Source organism: Rhodococcus sp. P-2 (assembly GCF_016598535.1).
GTDB classification, from domain to species: domain Bacteria; phylum Actinomycetota; class Actinomycetes; order Mycobacteriales; family Mycobacteriaceae; genus Rhodococcus_F; species Rhodococcus_F baikonurensis.
This window is the reverse complement of record NZ_CP066779.1, coordinates 5,235,573-5,249,805: the sequence shown is the minus strand read 5'-3', so window position 1 is coordinate 5,249,805 and position 14,233 is coordinate 5,235,573. Positions and strand designations below refer to the sequence as shown.

13 protein-coding genes are annotated in these 14,233 nt (G+C 62.9%); 9 read left to right on the top strand and 4 right to left on the bottom strand.

The features are described 5' to 3' along the window. Positions 1-71 precede the first annotated feature (71 nt). The 6 genes from metH to hisG all read left to right on the top strand — a co-directional run bounded on the left by metH (position 72) and on the right by hisG (position 7,395). Entirely contained in the window at positions 72-3,641 is a 3,570-nt protein-coding gene (gene metH / locus I7X09_RS24410) for a methionine synthase (protein WP_124568544.1), read from the top strand. Next, entirely contained in the window at positions 3,634-4,332 is a 699-nt protein-coding gene (locus I7X09_RS24405; RefSeq protein WP_095970080.1) for an HAD family hydrolase, read from the top strand. The genes metH and I7X09_RS24405 overlap by 8 nt, the downstream gene beginning before the upstream one ends. 12 nt (positions 4,333-4,344) lie before the next feature. Then, positions 4,345-5,205, top strand: a complete 861-nt coding sequence (gene trhO, locus I7X09_RS24400; RefSeq protein WP_200314077.1) for an oxygen-dependent tRNA uridine(34) hydroxylase TrhO — start codon at positions 4,345-4,347, stop codon at positions 5,203-5,205. Between the two features lie 57 nt (positions 5,206-5,262). Next, positions 5,263-6,123 carry a pseudouridine synthase gene (locus I7X09_RS24395; RefSeq protein WP_397487711.1) on the top strand — a complete coding sequence of 287 codons (861 nt, stop codon included), beginning with the start codon at positions 5,263-5,265 and terminating at the stop codon, positions 6,121-6,123. A 59-nt stretch (positions 6,124-6,182) separates the two neighbouring features. Further along, positions 6,183-6,446, top strand: a complete 264-nt coding sequence (locus I7X09_RS24390; RefSeq protein ID WP_003944933.1) for a phosphoribosyl-ATP diphosphatase — start codon at positions 6,183-6,185, stop codon at positions 6,444-6,446. Positions 6,447-6,543: 97 nt separating this feature from the next. Beyond that, positions 6,544-7,395, top strand: a complete 852-nt coding sequence (gene hisG, locus I7X09_RS24385; protein WP_095970083.1) for an ATP phosphoribosyltransferase — start codon at positions 6,544-6,546, stop codon at positions 7,393-7,395. 46 nt (positions 7,396-7,441) lie between these two features. Here hisG and I7X09_RS24380 read toward each other — a convergent pair whose 3' ends face one another. Next, on the bottom strand, positions 7,442-8,251 hold the full coding sequence (locus I7X09_RS24380; RefSeq protein WP_095970084.1) for a thioesterase family protein: 810 nt from the start codon (positions 8,249-8,251) through the stop codon (positions 7,442-7,444). Position 8,252: 1 nt separating this feature from the next. Next, entirely contained in the window at positions 8,253-9,143 is an 891-nt protein-coding gene (locus tag I7X09_RS24375; protein ID WP_095970085.1) for a RecB family exonuclease, read from the bottom strand. 138 nt (positions 9,144-9,281) lie between these two features. Between I7X09_RS24375 and I7X09_RS24370 the strand changes: the two genes are divergently transcribed. Next, entirely contained in the window at positions 9,282-10,205 is a 924-nt protein-coding gene (locus I7X09_RS24370; protein ID WP_095970258.1) for a tRNA (adenine-N1)-methyltransferase, read from the top strand. A 64-nt stretch (positions 10,206-10,269) separates the two neighbouring features. Here I7X09_RS24370 and I7X09_RS24365 read toward each other — a convergent pair whose 3' ends face one another. After that, complete coding sequence (locus I7X09_RS24365) at positions 10,270-10,794, bottom strand: hypothetical protein (protein WP_003944789.1); 525 nt, start codon at positions 10,792-10,794, stop codon at positions 10,270-10,272. Positions 10,795-10,989: 195 nt separating this feature from the next. Here I7X09_RS24365 and arc point away from each other — a divergent pair, with 195 nt between their 5' ends. Together arc and I7X09_RS24355 are read left to right on the top strand one after the other, a co-directional pair. Beyond that, positions 10,990-12,765 carry a proteasome ATPase gene (gene arc, locus I7X09_RS24360; RefSeq protein ID WP_003944870.1) on the top strand — a complete coding sequence of 592 codons (1,776 nt, stop codon included), beginning with the start codon at positions 10,990-10,992 and terminating at the stop codon, positions 12,763-12,765. Positions 12,766-12,883: 118 nt separating this feature from the next. Beyond that, positions 12,884-13,561, top strand: coding sequence for a TIGR00266 family protein (locus I7X09_RS24355; protein ID WP_003944961.1), 678 nt, complete (start codon positions 12,884-12,886; stop codon positions 13,559-13,561). Between the two features lie 86 nt (positions 13,562-13,647). Here I7X09_RS24355 and I7X09_RS24350 read toward each other — a convergent pair whose 3' ends face one another. Beyond that, on the bottom strand, positions 13,648-14,205 hold the full coding sequence (locus I7X09_RS24350) for an NUDIX hydrolase (protein ID WP_200314075.1): 558 nt from the start codon (positions 14,203-14,205) through the stop codon (positions 13,648-13,650). Positions 14,206-14,233 lie beyond the last annotated feature (28 nt).

Sequence of the window (14,233 nt, the reverse complement as noted above, 5' to 3'; positions counted from 1 at the left end):
GGGAACTCACTTGGACTCACCCACCCAGCCTACGGCCAGAGCTTGTCGGTGCGCCCACTACTCTGGACGGCATGTCTGCCCCATTTAACTCTGCCCTGCTTGATGCGCTGAAACAGCGCGTTGTCATCGGCGACGGAGCGATGGGCACCATGTTGCAGGCCGCGGACCTCACCCTGGACGACTTCCTCGGCCTCGAGGGGTGCAATGAGATCCTCAACGACACCCGTCCCGACGTGCTCAAAGACATCCACCGTGCGTACTTCGCCGCTGGTGCCGATGCCGTCGAGACCAACACCTTCGGTTGCAACCTGCCCAACCTCGCCGACTACGACATCTCTCACCGGATCCGCGAGCTCGCGGAAAAAGGCACTGCTCTCGCCCGCGAAGTAGCGGACGAGATGGGACCCGGCCGCGACGGCATGGCCCGTTTCGTACTCGGCTCGATGGGACCGGGAACCAAGCTCCCCAGTCTCGGACACGCACCGTATGCAGTCCTTCGTGATGCGTACACCGAAGCTGCGCTCGGCATGATCGACGGTGGCGCCGACGCCATCCTCGTCGAAACCTGCCAGGACCTGCTTCAGGTGAAGGCCGCGATCCTCGGTAGTCAGCGTGCGATGGAGCAACTCGGACTGCGGCTGCCGATCATCACGCACGTGACGGTCGAGACAACCGGAACGATGCTCCTGGGCAGTGAGATCGGTGCAGCATTGACGGCACTCGAGCCTCTCGGGATCGACATGATCGGCCTGAATTGCGCCACGGGGCCGGCCGAGATGAGCGAACATCTCCGACATCTCTCCAAGTACTCGACGCTGCCCGTGTCGGTCATGCCCAACGCCGGCCTGCCGCAGCTCGGCCCCAAGGGCGCCGAGTACCCGCTGACCGCCGACGAATTGGCCGAAGCGCTCAGTGGTTTCGTCTCCGAGTTCGGACTCGGTCTCGTCGGTGGATGCTGCGGTACGACACCCGAGCACATCAGCGCGGTCGCCGACGCGGTTCGTCAGGTCGAGAAGGCCCAGCGCACTCCGATCCACGAGCCGAGCACCTCGTCGCTGTACTCGGCGGTGCCGTTCGAGCAGGACGCCAGCATCCTGATGATCGGTGAACGTACGAACTCCAACGGCTCCAAGGCTTTCCGCGAGGCAATGCTCTCCGCGGACTACCAGAAGTGCCTGGACATCGCCAAGGACCAGACCCGCGACGGCGCACACATGCTCGACCTCAACGTCGACTACGTGGGCCGCGACGGTGCCGCCGACATGTCGGAACTGGCCAGTCGTCTGGCGACTTCATCGACGCTGCCGATCATGCTCGACTCCACCGAGCCTGCCGTGCTGCAGGCCGGTCTCGAACACCTCGGTGGCCGCTGCGCCGTCAACTCCGTCAACTACGAAGACGGCGCCGGCCCTGAATCGCGTTTTCACAAGATCATGACGTTGGTCAAGGAACACGGCGCGGCGGTCGTCGCCCTGACCATCGACGAAGAGGGCCAGGCTCGCACGGCCGAGACCAAGGTGGCCATCGCCAAGCGTCTGATCGAGGACATCAAGGGAAACTGGGGACTCGCCGAGTCCGACATCATCGTCGACGCCTTGACCTTCCCCATCTCCACCGGTCAGGAAGAGGTGCGACGCGACGGCATCGAGACCATCGAAGCGATCCGTCAGCTCAAGGCTGCGTACCCGGAACTGCACTTCACGCTGGGCATCTCGAACATTTCGTTCGGTTTGAACCCGGCCGCTCGCCAGGTCCTCAACTCGGTGTTCCTGCACGAGTGCACCGAGGCCGGACTCGACACGGCGATCGTTCACGCGTCCAAGATTCTGCCGATGGCCCGTATTCCGGACGAGCAGCGCGAAACCGCACTCGACCTGGTCTACGACCGTCGCAGCGAGGGCTACGACCCGCTGCAGAAGCTGATGGCTCTCTTCGAGGGCGTATCGGCTGCGTCGGCACGTGAGTCCCGTGCACAGGAACTCGCCGGACTTCCGTTGTTCGAACGCCTCGAACGTCGCATCGTCGACGGTGAGCGCAACGGCCTCGACGACGACCTCACCGAGGCGATGACGATCAAGCCGCCGCTGGCCATCATCAACGAGACCTTGCTGTCGGGCATGAAGACCGTCGGTGAGCTGTTCGGCTCCGGTCAGATGCAGTTGCCGTTCGTGTTGCAGTCGGCCGAGGTCATGAAGGCTGCCGTGGCCTTCCTCGAACCGCACATGGAAGCCAGCGACGAGGACGGGAAGGGTCGCATCGTGATCGCGACCGTCAAGGGCGACGTTCACGACATCGGCAAGAACCTGGTCGACATCATCTTGAGCAACAACGGCTACGAGGTCGTCAACATCGGCATCAAGCAGCCGATCGCGACCATCCTCGACGTCGCGTTGGACAAGAAGGCCGACGTGATCGGCATGTCCGGCCTGCTCGTGAAGTCCACCGTCGTGATGAAGGAGAACCTCCAGGAACTCAACGCACGCGGAGTGGCCGAGAAGTTCCCGGTTCTGCTCGGTGGTGCGGCGCTCACGCGCTCCTACGTCGAGAACGATCTGCAGGAGGTGTACGAGGGCGACGTCAGCTATGCCCGCGACGCCTTCGAGGGTTTGAACTTGATGGACCAGATCATGACGACCAAGCGTGGCGGTGGCCCCGCGCCGGACAGCCCGGAGGCCATCGCTGCTCGCGAGAAGGCTGCCGAGCGTAAGGCCCGCCACGAGCGTTCCAAGCGCATTGCCGAAAAGCGTAAAGCTGCAGCGGTTCCCGTCGTCCTGCCGGAGCGTTCCGATGTCGCAACCGACATCGCGGTACCGACACCGCCGTTCTGGGGCTCACGCATCGTCAAGGGAATCTCGCTGTCCGAGTACTCGGGGCTGCTCGACGAGCGCGCTCTCTTCCTCGGCCAGTGGGGCCTGCGCGGTCAGCGTAAGGGCGACGGTCCGACATATGAGGAACTGGTCGAGTCGGAAGGCCGTCCGAGGCTTCGGTACTGGCTCGATCGGCTGACGTCTGAGGGCATCCTCGCGCACGCCGCCGTTGTGTACGGGTACTTCCCGGCGATCTCGGAGGGCGACGACGTCATCGTGCTCACCGAGCCCAAACCGGATGCACCCGAACGATTCCGCTTCACCTACCCGCGTCAGCACCGCGACCGCTTCCTGTGCATCGCGGACTTCGTCCGCTCGCGCAAGGACGCCGAGGCAACCGGTCAGGTCGACGTTCTTCCGTTCCAGTTGGTGACGATGGGTCAGCCGATCGCGGACTTCGCCAACGAATTGTTCGCGTCGAACTCGTACCGTGACTACCTCGAAGTTCACGGAATCGGCGTCCAGCTCACGGAATCTCTGGCCGAGTACTGGCATCGGCGCGTTCGTGAAGAGCTTGTGCTTCCCGAGGGTCACACCGTCGCGGAGCAGGATCCCACCGAGGTCGCCGGTTACTTCGACCTCGAGTACCGCGGCGCTCGTTACTCGTTCGGATACGGTGCGTGCCCGGATCTCGAGGATCGTGCCAAGTTGGTTGCGTTGCTCGAACCCGAGCGAATCGGCGTCGAACTGTCCGAGGAACTGCAGCTGCATCCCGAGCAGTCCACGGACGCTTTTGTCCTGCACCACCCGGAAGCAAAGTATTTCAATGTCTGAGTTGTTGACCGAAGTATCCGAATCGACCCTCGGGGGTGTGCTGTGGGACATGGACGGCACCCTGCTCGATTCGGAGAAGCTGTGGGACATCGCGCTTCGTGAGCTGTCCCTACGCCTGGGCGGACCGATGACGGAAGCGACACGCGTCGCCGTCATCGGCGCGTCGAGCCCCTTCGCCTTGGCGACGGTGTTCGACGCGCTCGGCTTGGAGAAGCATCCCGATGCCATCGCCGAGGCGAAGGACTGGATGTACACCCGCGTCGGCGATCTGTTCGAGGACGGCGTGACCTGGCGGCCGGGTGCTCGCGATGCACTGTCGACCGTGCGTGACGGTGGTCTGCGTTCCGCACTGGTCACCAACACCGAGCGAGTACTGGTCGATCGGGCACTCGGGATGCTCGGCCGTGAGTTCTTCGACCACTCGGTGTGCGGCGACGAGGTCCCCAACGGGAAACCGGCGGCGGATCCGTACCTGCGCGGCGCGCACCTACTCGGGCTCGAGCCGGCGCAGTGCCTCGCGATCGAAGACTCGCCGACCGGCACGGCGTCGGCCGACGCTGCGGGTTGCGCGGTGCTCGTCGTTCCGTGTGAGGTCGATGTCCCGGCCGGCCCTGGACGCGTGTTTCGAGAGTCTCTGGTGGACTTGTCCATTCACGATCTTCACGACGTTCACTCAAGCGCGGCACGTTAGGCTGGATTTGCTGTGGCTATTCCGAAAATTGTTCTCTTCTACCAGTTCACGCCGGTGGCGGACCCGGAAGCGATCAAGCTGTGGCAGCACAGCCTGGCCGAGTCCAACAACCTGACGGGCCGAATCATCGTCTCGCCTCACGGGATCAATGCGACGGTCGGTGGAGACATCGAGGACGTCAAGCGATACGTCCGCGGTACGCGTGGCTACGAGCCCTTCCGTACCGCGGACATCAAGTGGTCGGACGGACTCGGGAACGACTTCCCCCGTCTCAGCGTCAAGGCCCGCTCGGAGATAGTGACGTTCGGAGCCCCCGACGAGCTGAAAGTCGACGAGAACGGTGTTGTCGGCGGCGGAGTTCACCTGGCACCCAAGGAACTACACGAACTCGTCGACAGCCGCGGTGACGACGTCGTGTTCTTCGACGGGCGCAATGCCTTCGAAGCCGAGATCGGTCGTTTCCGAGATGCGATAGTTCCGGACGTCGCCACCACTCGCGATTTCGTCGACGAACTCGACAGCGGCAAATACGACCATCTCAAGGGCAAAGCCGTAGTCACGTACTGCACCGGCGGCGTGCGCTGCGAGGTGTTGTCTTCGCTGATGCGCTCTCGTGGCTTCGACGAGGTCTACCAGTTGGACGGCGGAATCGTCCGTTACGGAGAGACTTTCGGCGACCGCGGTCTCTGGGACGGTTCCCTGTACGTGTTCGACAAGCGGATGAACATCGAGTTCTCATCCGAAGCCAAGACACTCGGCGTGTGCGTCGATTGTGGTACTCCGACACCGCGATACCGCAATCGGATCGACGGCGACGGCCGAACGCTCGAATTGCTCTGCGAGAGTTGTTCACCAGACCTCGAGCAGGACTGAGCAGTGCCCAAGGCTCCGTTGCCGATCCGAAACGGTCTCGGACCTGACCGGCTACGGATGCCGGCGGAGTCGTCGGCGCGTACCGTCCTCGAGCACCTGATCGGCGAGCACCCGGGGGAGCGGGACCTGTGGACGGACCTCGTCGACGCCGGGGACGTCGTCGACGAGCACGGGCGGAAGATCACGAGCCGTACGCCCTATCAGCCGACCCGTTTCGTGTACTTCTACCGCGAGCCGGCGCCCGAGATTCCGGTACCGCACGAGATCGAGATCTTGTACCGCGACGACTCGATTCTCGTGATCGACAAGCCGCACTTCCTGGCGACCATTCCGCGGGGAGCGCACATCGTCGAAAGCGCCGTCGTGCGACTGCGTCGTGACTTGGATCTTCCTGATCTTGCGCCCGTTCACCGCCTCGACCGAATGACGGCGGGTGTCATCGTCTTCACGGTGACACCGGACCTACGACGGCCGTACCAGGAACTTTTTGCCGAGCAGCGGATCGTCAAGGAATACGAGGCGATCGCAGGCTTCGATCCGGAACTGACTTTCCCACGCACGGTGCTTAGCCGCATCAATAAAGTTCACGGCGAGATGACGGCTACCGAGATCGACGGCGAGCCGAACAGTGAGACCTCGATCGATCTGATCGAGGTGATCACCGACTCGGCCGGCCGGACTCTCGGGCGATACAGGTTGCTCCCACGGACCGGCCGGACCCATCAGCTTCGCCTGCACCTCAACTCGCTGGGCGTCCCGATCGTCGGTGACAATTACTACCCCGAGTATCTGCCTGCGGTGCCCGGCGACTTCTCCACGCCATTGCGATTGTTGGCGAGGGCACTCGAGTACCCGGATCCGATCACCGGGCAGACCCGCAGATTCGTGAGTTCGCGCACCCTCGACGCGGGCCTGTGAACACCGCTGTTCGTGGGGGTGTGAAAACCGCTTCCGTCCTCGTGAAAGAATGTCTACCCGTGAAGACCTTCGAATCCTTGTTCGCCGAATTGACCGAGCGTGCTGCTACTCGCCCCGAGGGGTCCGGCACTGTCGCCGCCCTCGACGCCGGTGTGCATGCTCAGGGCAAAAAGGTCATCGAGGAAGCCGGTGAAGTGTGGATCGCTGCGGAATACCAGAGCGATGAGCAGCTAGCCGAGGAAATTTCCCAGCTGCTGTACTGGACGCAGGTGTTGATGGTCGGTCGCGGACTGACCCTCGAGGACGTGTACCGACATCTGTGATCGGAGCTGACCAGCGAGATGTTCGCCATCTCGCTCGTCCAGGGCTTCCGATTCACGTCGTCTCACGTCACCCACACCTTCCGAAAGGACATCCACCATGCTGCGCGTAGCAGTTCCCAACAAAGGCTCACTGTCCGAGTCCGCCGCCGAGATTCTCAGCGAGGCCGGCTACCGTCGACGCACCGATTCCCGTGATCTGACGGTCCTGGATCCTGCCAACCAGGTCGAGTTCTTTTTCTTGCGCCCCAAGGACATTGCGATCTACGTCGGCTCCGGTGAGCTCGATCTCGGCATCACCGGTCGCGACCTCGCCGGCGACTCGGGAGCTCCCGTGTCCGAGCGTCTGTCGCTGGGGTTCGGCCGTTCGTCGTTCCGCTACGCAGCACCGGCCGGCAAGGATTGGACGGTCGAGGATCTGTCCGGCCTGCGCATTGCGACGTCGTACCCGAACCTCGTCCGCAAGGACCTCACCGATCGTGGACTCGACGCCACCGTCATCCGTCTCGACGGCGCCGTGGAGATCTCGATTCAGCTCGGTGTCGCCGACGCAATCGCCGACGTGGTCGGGTCGGGTCGCACTCTCCGTCAACACAACCTCGTTGCTTTCGGTGAATCGCTCTGCGATTCCGAAGGTGTCCTGATCGAGCGCACCGGCGCTCCGCAGGACGATCCCGCACGCAACCAGCTCATCGAACGCGTACGCGGAATCGTCTTCGCTCAGCAGAATCTGATGATCGACTACGACTGCCCGCGCACCATCCTCGACGACGCCATCAAGATGACCCCGGGTATGGAGTCGCCGACCCTCTCGCCGTTGGCCGATCCCGACTGGGTCGCGGTTCGCGCAATGGTCCCGATCAAGGGGCACAACCAGGTGATGGATGCCTTGGCGGAACTCGGCGCCAAGGCCATCCTCGCGTCGAACATCCGCTCGGTACGCGCTTTCTGATCACTGCCCGAATAGATTTACGCGCATTCGCGCCCGTTCCCGGAAATCAGGAACGGGCGCGAATCTGCAGAGTCTGGGCGATACGGCCGACGGCACCCTGCTCGTCGTAGAGCACTCCCGCACACATACCGACGCCGTCCGGACCGGTGGTGGTTTCGGCGGCGACACCGACCCACTCGCCCTCGGGCACACGGAAGACATGCACCGTGAGATCGGTGTTGAGGAACGTCCAGTGCTCCGGGTCGAGCTTGGCGCCGACGCCGTTGGAGATGTCCGCCACCGCGAACAAACGCTCGAGAGCAGACATCTTCTCGCCCTCGACCAGCTCGGGCTTGGGGCGCGCCCATACCTTCCCGGTTCCGACACACCCGATCGGAGCAATCCAGGACCAGTCGAGAGTCTTGAGATAGCCGACGCTCCAGAGGCCCTCGAGAACGCCCGGGGTGCCGCTGTCGCGGGGTTCGAGTGGAGGATCGACAACGTGGACGACGTCGCCGGTATCGACTGTCTCCATCCGCCAGGCCGTTCCGCGCGCTACGGCGCGTGCAGATCCGTCGGCAGTCGTTGCCCACAGCTCGGCAACGATCAATTCGATTCGGCGACCGGGTCGTTCGATCCAGGACCGTACTTCGAGGTCGGCGATCGGAATCGGTCCGAGAATCTCGACGACAACGCGCGTCAGACGGGTTTCGTCGCGCGCACCGCACCGCTCGAGGGCTCGAACCAACAGCGCCGACGGGGGAGCGCCGTGCTGCAGCGTCGGGCCCCAGATGCTGACAGTTGCCTGCGTGCTCGCGAACCGCTCGTGCCCTTCCTCCGTCGTTCCGAGGTAGCGGTAGTACGAACTGTCCGTCATGTTATGAATTCTCCTTTGCGACAACAGGTTCGGTGCTCAACAGATCAGGCCAGCCTGGATACGGCGGAGGTGTTCCGCCGAACGAGGGGCACAGTGACTTGTGATCGCACCAGTCGCACAGTTTGCCAGGCTTGGGTCTGAAGTCTCCGGTCGCACCTGCTGCGAGGATCGCTTTCCAAATGGCGGAGAGGGTCCGTTCGAATCTGATCAGCTCGTCGTGGTCCGGGGCGTACGTGAGAATCGAGCCGGAGGCCAGATAGATCAGCCGCAGTTGCGCGGGAACGATTCCGCGAGTGCGCAACAGTACGAGCGCGTAGAACTTCATCTGGAAGAGCGCCTTGGATTCGGTGAACTCGCGGGGTGCCTTCCCGGTCTTGTAGTCGACGACCCGCACCTCACCCGTCGGCGCTACGTCGATCCGGTCGACGAAGCCGCGGAGTCGAACGCCGTTGTCCAATTCGGTCTCGACGTACACCTCGCACGCCTCGGCATCGAATCGAGTGGGATCTTCGAGTGTGTAGTACGTCGCGACCAGCTTGGCGACTTCGCCGAGAAACGTGTCCAGTTCGTCCTCCGGAATCAGATCAGCAGCCTCGGGGCTCTCGGCACTGACACGTTCCCACGCGGGACGGACGAGCTCGGCCGCGCGGTCCGGCACCCGATGGCCGGTCGGAAGTGCAAACAGAGCTTCCAGCGCAGCGTGCACGACGGTGCCTCTGACCTGGGCCCTGGTAGGTGTTTCCGGAATTCTGTCGACCGCTCGAAACCGGTAGAGCAGGGGACACTGCTTGTAGTCACCTGCTCGGGACGGAGAGAGCGCCGGCCGACTACGCGGGCGCTCCTGTGATGTTGCACCCGTTGGAGTGGGGGCTGGCAATTCGACAGAGCTCACACCTGGCAGGCTATGCGGTTGGTCCGACAACTCCGTCGGAGCCGGTGGCGAGGACACCGGAAACAAACGAACAGGGATCATCTGCGCATGGCGAACGAGCTACAACCAGAAGAAGGCACGACCGAAGTGGATGAGGTTGTGCAGTCCGCTGTCGCCGAGATTCCCGAACAAGAGCTTCCAGAAGCTGACATCACTGCGCCGGGAAAGCGTCCTTCCGGGCCCTTCCGAGTCGGTGACCGAGTCCAGCTGACCGACGGCAAGGGACGCCACTACACGATCGTCCTCGAGGCGAACCGTGAGTACCACACCCACAAGGGCGGAATCGTTCACAACGATCTGATCGGCGCCGACGAGGGCAGCGTCGTCAAGTCCGTCAACGGCACGCCCTACCTCGCCCTGCGTCCGCTACTGGTGGACTACGTGCTCTCCATGCCGCGCGGTGCCCAGGTCATCTACCCGAAGGACGCGGCTCAGATCGTCCACGAGGGCGACGTCTTCCCCGGAGCGCGCGTGCTCGAAGCCGGAGCCGGCTCCGGCGCATTGACGTGTTCACTACTGCGTGCCGTCGGACCCGAAGGCAAGGTCATCTCCTACGAGGTCCGCGACGATCATGCCGAACATGCGGTTCGCAATGTCGAGACCTTCTTCGGTGAACGTCCGCCGAACTGGGAACTGACCATCGCCGATCTTGCGGAGTTCGATCCGGAAGCGCACGGCGGCAAGGTCGATCGCGTCGTACTCGACATGTTGGCTCCGTGGGACGTTCTACCCGCCGTTTCGAAGGCCCTCGTCCCGGGCGGCGTTCTGATCGTCTACGTCGCGACCGTTACTCAGCTCTCGAAGGTCGTCGAAGCGATGCGCGAGCAGGAATGCTGGACCGAGCCCCGCTCGTGGGAATCGATCGTTCGCGGCTGGCACGTCGTCGGTTTGGCGGTGCGCCCCGAGCATCGGATGCAAGGCCACACCGCGTTCCTCGTGAGCGCTCGTCGTCTGGCCGAAGGAACGGTCACCCCGAAGCCTCAGCGGCGTGCGGGCAAGGGCTCGAACACCGCGGCCAAGTAATCACACGAAAACAACAAGAGCGGCGATCCGGATACCGGATCGCCGCTCTTGTTGTAGCTGGAAGTTATGCGGTGCAGGAAGCGCGGCCCATTTCCAGGAGCACGCAAGCCGAGGTGTCGGACAGCTTCCAGGAGCCGTCTTCGAGCTCCCAGGTCCACGGGGTGGCCGGTGCGGCGCCGTGCGGGCTTACGACCGCGACGTCTGCGGTTGCAGTCTGACCGTCAACCTTGACGTTGTCCACGTTGAACGTGATCGCGTAGGCCGGGTTACCGCCCAGCGCAGCACTCATCGTCTCGATGTTGGCCTGACGCTTGGTTCCGTCGACCACCAGAGCGGTCTTCTCCTCGATCGGCTTGGCCGGATCGATCAGAGCGACGAGCGACGCGTTGAGCTCCTCGGCCGTCGGAGCCGCAGCGGCAGCGGCAGCTGACGTCGTGGCGGAAGCCGAGGCCTTGGCCGTGGTGCTCGAGGCGGCGGCGGAAGTCGAGCTGGCAGCCGTCGAGTCCTTGTTGTCGTCCGAGCTGCATGCACCCATGGTCAGGACGGCAGCGACGGCACAAGCGCTGATGAGAGTCTTGCGGATGATCACAGCGTTACCTTTCGTTGTAAAGAGAGACAGGCGCTGTCTCCATCTTGTAGGCAAGGCTAACATGACCAAATTCTGGCTCGAGACCAGTCGGCACGGTCCGCGCGCAGGTGTGAATTCGCACTCGCGCACCGTGTCTGGCGACAGTTGGGCCCTTATGCCGGTAGCGTTGATGGATCGCACTGGGAGGAGACGCACATGAGCTCGACAGAGAACCCGGATTCGGTTGCGGCAGCAGAAGAACTCCACGCGCTACGAGTGGAAGCACAAGTTCTGCGCCGACAACTTGCACAATCGCCGGAGCAGGTGCGTGAGCTGGAGTCGAAGGTGGACTCGTTGTCCATCCGAAACAGCAAGCTGATGGACACCCTCAAGGAGGCCCGTCAGCAGCTCATCGCACTTCGTGAAGAAGTCGACAGACTCGGTCAACCGCCGAGCGGTTACGGAGTCCTCCTCTCGGTACACGAGGACAAGACCGTCGACGTGTTCACGTCAGGTCGCAAGATGCGATTGACGTGCTCACCGAATATCGACACGGACACCCTCGCGCTCGGGCAGACGGTTCGTCTCAACGAGGCACTCACCATCGTCGAAGCCGGGACTTACGAGCAGGTCGGCGAGATCAGTACGCTCCGTGAGGTACTCGACGACGGCCTGCGCGCACTGGTTGTCGGTCATGCCGACGAAGAGCGCATCGTCTGGCTCGCAGCGCCGTTGGCAGCCGTCTTCGCCGACCCCGAGGCCGACATCATCGCGTACGACGCCGATTCTCCGACCAGGAAACTGCGTCCGGGCGACTCGTTGCTCGTCGACACCAAGGCCGGATACGCCTTCGAGCGCATCCCGAAGGCCGAGGTCGAGGATCTGGTTCTGGAGGAAGTTCCGGACGTTCACTACGACGACATCGGTGGTCTCGGTCGTCAGATCGAGCAGATCCGTGACGCCGTCGAGCTTCCGTTCCTGCACAAGGATCTGTTCCACGAGTATTCGCTTCGACCGCCGAAGGGCGTACTGCTCTACGGCCCGCCCGGTTGCGGTAAGACGCTCATCGCCAAGGCCGTCGCCAATTCGTTGGCCAAGAAGATCGCCGAAGCCCGCGGCCAGGACAGCAAGGACGCCAAGTCCTACTTCCTGAACATCAAAGGCCCGGAACTCCTGAACAAGTTCGTCGGCGAAACCGAGCGTCACATTCGGATGATCTTCCAGCGTGCTCGTGAGAAGGCGTCCGAGGGCACGCCCGTGATCGTCTTCTTCGACGAGATGGACTCGATCTTCCGTACCCGTGGTTCGGGAGTTTCCTCCGATGTGGAGACAACGGTCGTTCCGCAGCTGCTCAGCGAGATCGACGGCGTGGAAGGGCTCGAGAACGTCATCGTGATCGGTGCTTCCAACCGTGAGGACATGATCGACCCTGCCATCCTGCGTCCGGGCCGACTGGACGTGAAGATCAAGATCGAGCGTCCCGACGCGGAATCCGCTCAGGACATCTTCTCGAAGTACCTGGTGGACGGTCTGCCGATCAACGCGGACGACCTCGCCGAGTTCGGTGGAGATCGCACTGCATGCTTGAAGGCGATGATCGTTCGCGTCGTCGATCGCATGTACGCGGAGAGCGAAGAGAATCGTTTCCTCGAGGTCACCTACGCCAACGGTGACAAGGAAGTCCTGTTCTTCAAGGACTTCAACTCGGGTGCGATGATCCAGAACATCGTCGACCGCGCCAAGAAGTACGCGATCAAGTCGGTACTCGACACCGGTGCTCCGGGCTTGCGTGTGCAGCACCTCTTCGATTCCATCGTCGACGAGTTCGCCGAGAACGAAGATCTGCCCAACACCACCAATCCTGATGACTGGGCACGTATTTCGGGCAAGAAGGGAGAGCGGATCGTCTACATCCGCACTCTCGTCACGGGCAAGAACGCCAGTGCCAGCCGCGCGATCGACACGGAGTCGAACACGGGCCAGTATCTGTAGAAATACGAACATCGATCGGGCCGGCTACTCCTCGAGAGTTGCCGGCCTGATCGATGCGCCGCTGCTGTTCCCTCCGCTGCGATTGGACCGGTCGGTCGCGCTGGTTTAGAGTCCCGCCGTGCAGATACATCTTCGACACAATCCGTCGTCCACTGTGGCTCGCTGCTACCTCGCGCCCGGCGAACCGCTGCGCGTGGAGAGCGGAGCAATGCTCGCGCATTCCGCCGGGGTGGTTCTCGAAGCGAAGGCGCAGGGCGGCGTCCTGCAGGGACTCAAGCGGTCGATGCTGAGCGGCGAATCATTTTTCGTCACGACGTATACCGCTCCGCCGCAAGGTGGTTGGGTCGACGTGACCGGTGTGCTTCCCGGTGATCTGATCCCGCTGACCATCACGTCCGATCGCCCGTTCTTCCTCAACCGTGGAACCTGGTTGGCCAACTCCTACGGTGTGACGGTCGAGTCCAAGTGGGGAGGCATGTCCAATCTCTTCGGCGGTGAGGGCGGCTTCGGCCTGCGGGCAAGTGGTGACGGTGAAGTAGTGCTGGCCGTCTACGGCGCGATCGACGTCATCGACTTGCAGCCAGGTGAGACGGTCACGATCGATACCGGTCACGTGGTCGCCTACGACCTCGGGATGAACTTCAACATGCGGCGCGCCGTTCAGGGACGCACCATTCAGTCGATGAAGTCCGGCGAAGGATTTGTCTTCGACTTCACCGGACCCGGTCGCGTGCTCGCACAGACCCGCAACCCCAGCGCGTTCGCTGCGTGGCTCTCGGCGATCACCCCGGGCTGATCGCAGTCCCGGTGGTATTCAAGCCCCAGTGGTGTTCAAGCCCCAGTGGTGTTCAAGCCCCATGGGTGTTCAAGCTCCAGGGGTGTTCAGCTCCAGCAATAGTCGGCCAGCAGCGCGCGTGAGTCCGGAACGAACGGCCACGACGGATCCTGCAGGTGGGCGCCGAGTTCTTTCGGCGTCCACCACCAACCTTCGGCGATCTCGCTGGATTGATGTGCCATCGGCCCGTCGTATCTGAGTTCGAACGCGAACAGGTGACAGCGCAACGGAGAGTTCTTCCACTCACCGTCCCAGGATTTTCGAGCGATTTCCGTCAGTTGGAGTGGCTGATCTGCTGTTCCGAAGATTCCGAGTTCTTCACCCACTTCACGGATCGCAGTTTCCTGCGGCGTCTCACCTGGATCCACGACACCTCCGGCAAGACAGTCGTGATAGCCCCCGAACACCGCTTTCGTGTCGGTTCGGCGATGAACGTAGATGCGAGAGCCGTCCCCGGTGCGAACCAGAACGCCCGCGCTCGCGTGCCAGAGCCCACCCGAGTAGACGACGGAACGCGTTGCTCGGCCGATCGGATTACCCGTCCGGTCGTACACGGCGACTACCTCGTCCGCGGGATTCAGGTCTGCGGTGAGAGGTTGGTGCATTCCTCCAACTGTGCCACGCCTGTAGGCG

Bases quoted from the DNA above. Each gene is read 5' to 3' on its own strand.
- metH (WP_124568544.1), top strand. From the start codon at position 72: ATGTCTGCCCCATTTAACTCTGCCCTGCTTGATGCGCTGAAACAGCGC.
- I7X09_RS24405 (WP_095970080.1), top strand. From the start codon at position 3,634: ATGTCTGAGTTGTTGACCGAAGTATCCGAATCGACCCTCGGGGGTGTG.
- I7X09_RS24395 (WP_397487711.1), top strand. From the start codon at position 5,263: ATGCCGGCGGAGTCGTCGGCGCGTACCGTCCTCGAGCACCTGATCGGC.
- hisG (WP_095970083.1), top strand. From the start codon at position 6,544: ATGCTGCGCGTAGCAGTTCCCAACAAAGGCTCACTGTCCGAGTCCGCC.
- I7X09_RS24380 (WP_095970084.1), bottom strand. From the start codon at position 8,251: ATGACGGACAGTTCGTACTACCGCTACCTCGGAACGACGGAGGAAGGG.
- arc (WP_003944870.1), top strand. From the start codon at position 10,990: ATGAGCTCGACAGAGAACCCGGATTCGGTTGCGGCAGCAGAAGAACTC.
- I7X09_RS24350 (WP_200314075.1), bottom strand. From the start codon at position 14,205: ATGCACCAACCTCTCACCGCAGACCTGAATCCCGCGGACGAGGTAGTC.